Here is an 8,758-nt window from a genome sequence, read left to right as displayed (position 1 = left end):
CCCCCCCCCCCCCCCCCCCCCCCCCCCCCCCCCCCCCCCCCCCCCCCCCCCGGCCACATCGCAGCAAAGAAAAATAAACAGGTAACACGACCATGGCACTACTCCAAATCGCCGAACCCGGCATGTCCACCGCCCCGCACCAGCACCGCCTGGCGGTCGGCATCGACCTGGGCACCACCAACTCGCTGGTTGCCACTGTCCGCAGCGGCAGCCCGGAAGTGCTGAGCGACGAGGACGGCCGTCCGCTGCTGCCGTCGGTCGTGCGCTACCTCCCCAACGGCAATGCCAACATCGGCTACAAGGCGCAGGCGCACCAGACCACCGACCCGAAGAACACGGTCGTCTCGGTCAAGCGCTTCATGGGCCGGGCTTTGGCCGACATCGCCCACGCCGAGAACCTGCCCTACGATTTCGTCGATGGCCCCGGCATGGTGCAGATCAACACCGTGGCCGGCGTGAAGAGCCCGGTCGAGACCTCCGCCCAGATCCTCGCCACCTTGCGCCAGCGCGCCGAGGATTCGCTCGGCGACGAACTGGTCGGCGCCGTCATCACCGTGCCGGCCTATTTCGACGACGCCCAGCGCCAGGCGACCAAGGACGCGGCCCAGCTGGCCGGCCTGAACGTGCTGCGCCTGCTGTCCGAACCGACCGCCGCCGCCATCGCCTACGGCCTCGACCATGGCAAGGAAGGCATCTATGCGGTCTATGACCTCGGCGGCGGCACCTTCGACATCTCGATCCTGAAGCTCTCCAAGGGTGTGTTCGAAGTGCTGTCCACCGGCGGCGACTCGGCCCTGGGCGGCGACGACTTCGACCACCGCCTGTTCTGCTGGATCGTCGAGCAGGCCAAGCTGGCGCCGCTGTCCGAAGTCGACACCGCCACCCTGATGGTCAAGGCGCGCCAGGCCAAGGAACTGCTGTCGACCAATGAAGAAACGACGATCGAGGCGATCCTGAAGTCGGGCGAAATCGTGCAGGTGACGATCACGGCGCAGACCTTCGCCGAGATCACCAAGCACCTGGTTGCCAAGACCATGAATGCGATCCGCAAGGCCATGCGCGACGCCGACGTTTCAGTCGAGGACGTCGACGGCGTGGTCATGGTCGGCGGCGCCACCCGCATGCCGCACGTGCGCCGCGCGGTGGGCGACTTCTTCCACACCATCCCGCACGCGAACATCGACCCGGACAAGGTGGTGGCGCTGGGCGCGGCCATCCAGGCGAACCTGCTGGCCGGTAACCGCGCCGAAGGCGACGACTGGCTGCTGCTCGACGTGACCCCGCTGTCGCTCGGCATCGAGACCATGGGCGGCCTGGTCGAGAAGATCATCCCGCGCAATTCGACGATTCCCTGCGCCCGTGCGCAGGAATTCACCACCTTCAAGGATGGCCAGACGGCCCTGGCCGTGCACGTGGTGCAGGGTGAGCGCGAACTGGTCTCCGACTGCCGCTCGCTGGCGCGCTTCGAGCTGCGCGGCATCCCGCCGATGGCGGCCGGCGCGGCGCGCATCCGCGTGACCTACCAGGTCGACGCCGACGGCCTGCTGTCGGTCTCGGCGCGCGAAACCCGTTCGGGCGTGGAGGCGTCGATCACCGTCAAGCCGTCCTACGGCCTGGGCGACGACGAAGTGGCGCGCATGCTGCAGGATTCCTACACCTCGGCCCAGGGCGACATGCAGATGCGCGCACTGCGCGAAGAGCAGGTCGAGGCCGAGCGCATCCTGCTGGCGACGCAGTCGGCGCTGGATGCGGATGCCGAGCTGCTGAGCGATGCGGAGCAGGACGAAGTCGCGAAGCTGGTGCATGGCGTGCGTGACGCCATCCATCGCTCGAACGACGCGTCGCTCGAAGCGGGGCAGCGCCAGGACGGGCTGCACGCGGCGGTGCAGGCGCTGGCCAAGGGCACCGAGGAATTCGCGGCGCGCCGCATGGACAAGAGCGTGCGCAAGGCGCTGGCCGGCAAGTCGCTGGACGAGGTCTAGTAGGGTGGTCGGCTTCGCCGACCGCGCGTTCAACTTGGGTATGCGCCGCCACGGATCGACCGTGAGTTGGACGCGCGGACGGCAGAGCCGCCTTTCGTGGCCCGGTCCACCCAACAAAAAACATACAACTGAGGTTATCAAGTGCCACAAATCGTCATCCTCCCCCACCCAGTCTTCTGCCCTGACGGCGCCGTGCTGGAATCCCCGGCCGGCAAGTCGATCTGCGACGTCCTGCTGGAAAACGACATCGAGATCGAACACGCCTGCGACCGCGTCTGCGCCTGCACCACCTGCCATGTGATCGTGCGCGAAGGCTTCGACTCGCTGAACGAGCAGGAAGAAAAGGAAGAGGACATGCTGGACAAGGCCTGGGGCCTGGAGCCGAACTCGCGCCTGTCCTGCCAGGCGATCATTGCCGATGAAGACCTCGTCGTCGAGATCCCGAAGTACACCATCAACCACGCAGCAGAGAAGAACCACTGAGCCAGGGAGGCCTGCCATGAGGTGGACTGACGTCTCGGCCATCGCCGAGGCACTGTACGAGAAGTACCCGGACGTCGACCCCGCCACCGTGCGCTTCGTCGACCTGCACAACTGGGTCGTCGGTCTCGAGGACTTCAGCGACGACCGTACGCGCGGCGGCGAACGGGTACTGGAAGCCATTCAGGCAGCATGGATCGATGAAGCACGCTAAGAACACCACCAAGCCGGCAGCGGCCACCACCCTGCCGGAAGAAGTCCGCCCCGGCCAATCCATCGAGCTGCTGAAGGAACTGCACATCCTCACGCGCGACGGCAAGCTGAACCAGGACAGCCGCCGCAAGCTCAAGCAGGTCTACCACCTGTACAACTTCATCGAGCCGCTGCTCGACAGCGTGCGGGAAGAGAAGCAGACCGTATCGCTGGTGGACCACGGCGCCGGCAAGTCCTATCTCGGCTTCATCCTCTACGACCTGTTCTTCAAGGGCCTGGAGGACGGCTCCCACATCTACGGCATCGAGACGCGCGAAGAGCTGGTCAGCAAATCGACCGAGCTGGCCGCGCGCCTGGGCTTCAGCGGCATGTCCTTCCTGCCGCTGTCGGTCGCGGAATCGACCACGTCAAGCAAGCTGCCCGAGACGGTCGACATCGTCACCGCGCTGCACGCCTGTAACACGGCCACCGACGACGCCATCGATTTCGCACTGAAGAAGAAGGCCAGGCACATGGTGCTGGTCCCGTGCTGCCAGGCGGAAGTGGCGAGCGTGCTGCGCAAGAACAAGGGCAGGGACCTGGGCCGCAGCGCGCTGACCGAGATCTGGCGCCACCCGATCCACACCCGCGAGTTCGGCAGCCAGATCACCAATGTGATGCGCTGCCTGCAGCTCGAGGCGCACGGCTACCAGGTGACCGTGACGGAACTGGTGGGCTGGGAGCATTCGATGAAGAACGAACTCATCGTCGCCACCTACAAGAACCTGCCGCGCCGCCGTCCGGCCGAGCGCCTGCAGGAAGTGATGGCCGAGCTGGGCCTCGACGAAATGAAGCAGCGCTTCTATACCCCTGTTGAAGCAAACTAAGCGGACTGAGAACGAGATGAGCGACACGAACAATTGGATCGACCTGCGCAGCGACACCGTCACCCAGCCGTCCGAGGCGATGCGCGCCGCGATGGCCGCCGCCGAAGTCGGTGACGACGTCTACGCCGACGACCCTTCGGTCAACCGCCTGCAGGACTATGCCGCCGAGCTGTTCGGCTATGAGGCCGGCATGTTCGCCCCTTCGGGCACCCAGACCAACCTGATCGCGCTGATGACCCACTGCGGTCGCGGCGACGAGTACCTGGTCGGCCAGGAAGCCCACACCTACAAGTACGAAGGCGGCGGCGCCGCGGTGCTGGGTTCGATCCAGCCGCAGCCGATCGTCAACCAGGCGGACGGCAGCATTGCCTTGAGCGACATCGAGGCCTACATCAAGCCCGACGACATGCACTTCGCGCGCACCCGCCTGCTGGCGCTGGAAAACACCATCGGCGGGCGCGTGCTGCCGCAGGACTACGTCAAGGCGGCGACCGACCTGGCCCATGCGAAGGGCTTGGCCACCCACCTGGACGGCGCCCGCATCGCCAATGCGGCCGTCAAGAACGGTGTCACGCTCCGCGAAGCGGTGCAAGGCTTCGACACCGTCTCGGTCTGCCTGTCCAAGGGCCTGGGCGCTCCGGTCGGCTCGGTCCTGCTGGGCCCGAAAGCCTTCATCGAGCAGGGCAAGCGCTGGCGCAAGATGCTGGGCGGCGGCATGCGCCAGGCCGGCGTGCTGGCGGCGGCTGCGCAGTACGCGCTGGAGAACAACGTCGAGCGCCTCGCCGACGACCACGCCAATGCCGCCGAGCTGGCGCGCGGCCTGTCGCAGATCGGGCAGCTCAAGGTCGGCACGCCGCAGACCAACATCTTCTGGCTGGACATCCCCCTTGCGGCCTGCGAACCGCTGCGCCAGGCCCTGGCCCGTGCGCAGATCCGCGCCTCAATCGGCCCGCGCACCCGCCTCGTGACCCACCTGGACGTGAGCGCCGCCGACGTTGCCCGCACCGTCGAGGTGTTCACCGCCTTCTTCGCTGACTGGCGGGCCTGATGACTGACGAAGCCATCCGCCTGGCCAAGCGCGTCGCCGCGCAGCTGGGCTGCTCGCGCGCCGAGGCGGAGCGCTACATCGCCGGCGGCGGCATCAGCGTCGACGGCCAGGTGGTCGAAGATCCCGCCAGCCGCGTCCTGCCCTCGCAGGATGTGCGCTTGCTGCCCGGGGCATCGTCGGAAGAGGCGCCGCCGGTCACCATCCTGCTGCACAAGCCGGCCGGGATGAACTCCGGCGTCGGTGCGCGCGGTGAATCCGCGCTCGCCTGCCTCACGCCGGAATCGCTGGCGCAGGGCCACGGCCAGCCGCGCTTCCTCAAGCGGCACCTTGCGAAGCTGACCTTGACCAACCCGCTGGAAACCGATGCGAGCGGGCTGGTGGTCTTCACCCAGGACTTCCGCGTGGCGCGCAAGCTGGTGGAAGAGGGCGATCGCGTCGAGCAGGAATTCATCGTCGACGTCAGCGGCGCCATCAAGGAAGGCGGCCTGGCGCTGCTGAACCACGGCCTGAACTTCAACGGCAAGCCGATCCCTCCGATGAAGGTCAGCTGGCAGAGCGAACACCGCCTGCGCTTCGCCCTCAAGGGCGTCAAGCCCGGCCTGATCGACCACATGTGCCGGGAAGTCGGGCTGGAGATCGTCGACATGCGGCGCATCCGCATCGGCCGCGTGCCGATGGCGGGCCTGCAGGCAGGCCAGTGGCGCTACCTGCTCGACTACGAGCGCTTCTAGCCGGAGCGCCTCCGCAACAGCCCCATCCCCACGGCGGCCCCGAGCGCCACGGCGCCGACAATCAGCGCCTTGTTCTGCGGCTGCGCGGGCCTGCGCTCTCCGCTATGGATTCCGCTCGCGCCGCGTGGCGGCTCGTATAGCGCCCCGCGCGTGTCCGGTACGCGGTCGGCCCGCTTCGCCCACCTGTCCAGGTAGGTATTCATGGCGGACGCGATCAGGTTCGGCGCCGCGAAGTTACTCAGCCTGAACAGGGTCGCCGGCGCGCCCACCGCCGTCGTCGGGCGGGGACGGCGCGCCAGGTCGACGACGGCATCCGCCACCTTTTCCGGCGACAGCACCCCGGGCGGATAGGACAGCTTCGCGCCGGTGTAGTTGGCCCCGTGGCTGAACCCTGGCGTATCCACGAAAGTAGGGTAGACGTCGCAGACGTGGATGTTGGGCCGCTTGCCCAGTTCGGCGCGCAGGGCCTCGCTGAAGCCGCGCAGGCCGTACTTGCTGGCCGAGTAGGCTGCCGCGTAAGGCGCGGCGACGAAGCCGCCGCTCGAGATCATGTTGACCCAGATGCCGTGGTCCTGCTCGAGGAAGATCGGCAGCACCGCGTGGGCGTCGTTCATGTGGGTGAGGAGATTGGTCTCGATCACGCGGCGGTGGTCGGCAATCGGCACTTCGGCGTACTTGCCGACCACGCCGGCGCCGACATTGCTGAACCAGAGGTCGATGCGGCCCAGGATGGTGCGGGCCTCGCGTGCGAATGCCGCGACCGCGTCGGCGTCGATCGCGTCCACGACGATTGCCTCGGCCTCGCCGCCGGCCTGGCGGCAACGGTGCACGACGTCTTCCAGGCCCGCCTTGCCGCGCGCGCCCAGCACCAGCCGGGCGCCCTGGCGGGCAAAAGCGACGGCGGTCGCGGCGCCGATGCCGCTCGATGCGCCCATGATGACGACGCGGGTGTTCGAAAGCTTCATGGCTCACCTTTCTTCAAGATGGTTGGAAGCTGCCGATTATTCCGTGGTTTTGGGTAGTGCCGCGTTCGAATGCCGCGCGGCAAGCCTCGGTGCGTCTAGCGCTTGCGCTTGGGCAGGGCGATGAGCCGGGTGCCGGCCAGGCGGTCATGCAGGAACTGGCGGTCGCGGTCGAACAGCGCCGTCATCGCCCATGGCACGATGCCCACCGCCAGCGCGATGGCGATCTGGCCCGGTTTGTGCAGGCCGAATGCCCAGCACACCATCATCGCCGGCGCGAACCAGCCCCAGGCCAGCACATAGCGCAGCAGCGCCGTCCTGAACGGCACCTTCGCATGGCCCACCTTGACGACCTTCATGCGCCAGGTCTTCATGGCCAGCGTATGGCCGCTGTCGATCCAGCACCACATGAAATAGGCGCCGGCCACGGCCACCAGCCACAGGTTCATGCCGATCTTCGCCACCGGATGCTGGCTGTTCAGGGTCAGCAGCATGTACAGCCCGATCGCAAAGGCGCACACGGCGAACAGGCAGAAGGCCTCGTACACCATGGCCATCAGGCGCCGCCGCACGCTCGGCGTCTCCACCCTGATTGGCTCAGTTGCTGGCGTTGCTGGCGCTGGCGTTGCTTGGGCTGCTTGCATTGGATGCATTCTGTGCGGGAGGAACGGCAGTTGAAGGGCTTGCCGGAACAGCCGCCGGCGCCGTGGCCGGTACGGCCGGGGCCGGGTTTGCCGCCGTGGCGGGCGCCGGCGTCGGCATGATGCAGGACGTCCCGCGCCGCATCGCGCCCGGCGGGCAGGTCACGGGCGTGTCGATCATCGGCGAATGCGGCATCGAGGGCACGCCCTGCGGCTGCTTGCCGGAGCGGGCCAGCTTGCGCTTTTCGGCTTCGGACAGCTGCTTGTAGCTTTCCCAGGTCGCGGCCTTCCTGCCCGGATCGAGCCTGCGGGTCTTGTTGAAGTTTTCGCGGGCGAGGTTGCGCTGCTCGGGCGTGAGGCGCATCCATTCGCGCATGCGGTCGTGCACGCGCTTCTGCTCGGCGGGGCTCATGGAGGCGAAGCGCGCGGACAGCTCGAGCCAGCGGCGCTTGCGCATGCCTTCCAGCTGGTCCCATTCGGGCTTCAGGGGAGCGAGCGCCGCCTGCTGGTTGCGCGACAGTTCGCGCCACAGGGGCTTGTCCAGGGTCTTGGCGACCGGCTTGGCGCCGACCGCCGTGGTGTCCGCCGTATTGGCACTGGAGGCGCCGGGCGCCGTCGATGCGGACCGGTTGTAGACCGCCCAGGTCGCGGCCCCGGCAATCAAGACCGCTGCCGCAGTTGCAACAACGGCGATACGGGGCTTCTGAGCGGGCTTCGTCATTGCTTGCGCTGCTGCGACTCCACGTAGGCGTTGAAACCATGGTCGAGGTACGCGGTCAGCGGCAGCTCGTCGGCCAGCACGGCCGCGTCGATATCGGCCAGGGCGGCGATGCGCTGCTGTTGCTCGTACTGGTAGACGCCGCCCATGCCGATGACCAGGGCCAGCATCGGGATTGCCACGCCCAGGCGCGCCAGCGCTGGGCCGGTGAACAAAGCGTTGAAATCGAACAGCGGACGCTTGCCCGGCCTGGCGGGCGCCGCATCGGCCTTCTTGCGCGCCAGGGCGGCCGCGCGCGCCGCCGCCAGCCGGTCGGTCGTCGAAGCCGGCAGTGCGTCGAGGTTCTCGTTCAGGGCATGGCGTATCTTGTACGCGAGGTTGATGTCGTCCGTGTTCATAGCTTGATTCCCTTGGCCTTCAGCGCCTCGGCGAGGGTGTGAGTTGCACGTGAGCAATGTGTTTTGACGCTACCCTCGGAACAGCCCATCGCTTCGGCCGTCTCGGCCACGTCCATATCCTGCCAGTAACGCATGAGGAAGGCTTCCCGTTGACGCGCCGGGAGTTTTTCTACCTCTTGTTCGATCAGCCGCAAGGTTTGGGCCCGTTCATACTGGTCTGCGCTCGACTCCGCAGCGGCCGTCCCTTCCTCCGCTTCGTACGAGGAAAGTATATCAAACTCCTCGTCGTCCCCGTCCGGCCGGCTGAAGCCCGAGAACAGGCTGATCCAGGTATTGCGGACTTTTTCGCGGCGGAAGTAATCGAGGATGGTGGTCTGCAGGATGCGCTGGAACAGCATCGGCAGCTCGGCGGCGGGTTTGTCGCCGTATTTCTCGGCCAGCTTGATCATCGCATCCTGGACGATGTCGAGGGCCGCCTCGTCCTTGCGGACCGCATACACCGCCTGCTTGAACGCACGCCGTTCGACATTCTCGAGGAAGTCGTTGAGTTCTTTGTCTGTGGCCATGCGTGGTTGAAAGGGCGTGTGATGCGAATGCCGTGAGGAAAACTGACGAATGCTAGCAAAAAACCATGGCACGCGCATCCAAATCGCGCAGCGCGGCCGTTTCAGGGCGTGCGCTTGCCTGTAGAACATGCCAAGGAAGGCAGTGCCGAGGCC

At 66.9% G+C, this 8,758-nt stretch carries 11 protein-coding genes; 6 read left to right on the top strand and 5 right to left on the bottom strand.

The genetic code is table 11. The annotated features are described in order from the left end of the window. Positions 1 to 92: 92 nt before the first annotated feature. From hscA to NX780_RS23535, 6 genes are all read left to right on the top strand, one after another. Entirely contained in the window at positions 93 to 1,982 is a 1,890-nt protein-coding gene (hscA, locus tag NX780_RS23560) for a Fe-S protein assembly chaperone HscA (protein WP_258830327.1), read from the top strand. 141 nt (positions 1,983 to 2,123) lie between these two features. Then, on the top strand, positions 2,124 to 2,465 hold the full coding sequence (gene fdx / locus NX780_RS23555) for an ISC system 2Fe-2S type ferredoxin (RefSeq protein ID WP_258830326.1): 342 nt from the start codon (positions 2,124 to 2,126) through the stop codon (positions 2,463 to 2,465). 16 nt (positions 2,466 to 2,481) lie between these two features. Then, entirely contained in the window at positions 2,482 to 2,676 is a 195-nt protein-coding gene (iscX, locus tag NX780_RS23550) for a Fe-S cluster assembly protein IscX (protein ID WP_258830325.1), read from the top strand. Further along, positions 2,663 to 3,541, top strand: coding sequence for a class I SAM-dependent methyltransferase (locus NX780_RS23545; RefSeq protein WP_258830324.1), 879 nt, complete (start codon positions 2,663 to 2,665; stop codon positions 3,539 to 3,541). The genes iscX and NX780_RS23545 overlap by 14 nt, the downstream gene beginning before the upstream one ends. 16 nt (positions 3,542 to 3,557) lie before the next feature. Further along, positions 3,558 to 4,589 carry a low-specificity L-threonine aldolase gene (gene ltaE / locus NX780_RS23540; RefSeq protein ID WP_258830323.1) on the top strand — a complete coding sequence of 344 codons (1,032 nt, stop codon included), beginning with the start codon at positions 3,558 to 3,560 and terminating at the stop codon, positions 4,587 to 4,589. Further along, the gene (locus tag NX780_RS23535; RefSeq protein WP_258830322.1) at positions 4,589 to 5,320 is read left to right on the top strand and encodes an rRNA pseudouridine synthase; all 732 of its coding nucleotides are present in this window, start codon (positions 4,589 to 4,591) and stop codon (positions 5,318 to 5,320) included. Before ltaE ends, NX780_RS23535 begins: the two co-directional genes overlap by 1 nt. Here NX780_RS23535 and NX780_RS23530 read toward each other — a convergent pair. The 5 genes from NX780_RS23530 to NX780_RS23510 all read right to left on the bottom strand — a co-directional run bounded on the left by NX780_RS23530 (position 5,317) and on the right by NX780_RS23510 (position 8,605). Beyond that, positions 5,317 to 6,285, bottom strand: a complete 969-nt coding sequence (locus NX780_RS23530; protein ID WP_258830321.1) for an SDR family oxidoreductase — start codon at positions 6,283 to 6,285, stop codon at positions 5,317 to 5,319. The two genes, NX780_RS23535 and NX780_RS23530, sit on opposite strands and share 4 nt — an antisense overlap. A gap of 95 nt (positions 6,286 to 6,380) precedes the next feature. Then, positions 6,381 to 6,869, bottom strand: a complete 489-nt coding sequence (locus NX780_RS23525; RefSeq protein WP_258830320.1) for an RDD family protein — start codon at positions 6,867 to 6,869, stop codon at positions 6,381 to 6,383. Between the two features lie 10 nt (positions 6,870 to 6,879). Then, complete coding sequence (locus NX780_RS23520; RefSeq protein ID WP_258830319.1) at positions 6,880 to 7,644, bottom strand: DUF3106 domain-containing protein; 765 nt, start codon at positions 7,642 to 7,644, stop codon at positions 6,880 to 6,882. Next, the gene (locus tag NX780_RS23515; RefSeq protein WP_258830318.1) at positions 7,641 to 8,039 is read right to left on the bottom strand and encodes a DUF3619 family protein; all 399 of its coding nucleotides are present in this window, start codon (positions 8,037 to 8,039) and stop codon (positions 7,641 to 7,643) included. Before NX780_RS23515 ends, NX780_RS23520 begins: the two co-directional genes overlap by 4 nt. Beyond that, positions 8,036 to 8,605, bottom strand: coding sequence for an RNA polymerase sigma factor (locus NX780_RS23510; RefSeq protein WP_258830317.1), 570 nt, complete (start codon positions 8,603 to 8,605; stop codon positions 8,036 to 8,038). The genes NX780_RS23515 and NX780_RS23510 overlap by 4 nt, the downstream gene beginning before the upstream one ends. Positions 8,606 to 8,758: the final 153 nt, after the last annotated feature.

Origin of the sequence: Massilia agri, from assembly GCF_024753255.1 — a bacterium.
In the GTDB taxonomy this organism is placed as follows: Bacteria; Pseudomonadota; Gammaproteobacteria; order Burkholderiales; family Burkholderiaceae_D; genus Telluria; species Telluria agri.
The sequence above is the reverse complement of the archived record's forward strand: the minus strand, read 5'-3'. Positions and strand labels throughout refer to the sequence as shown.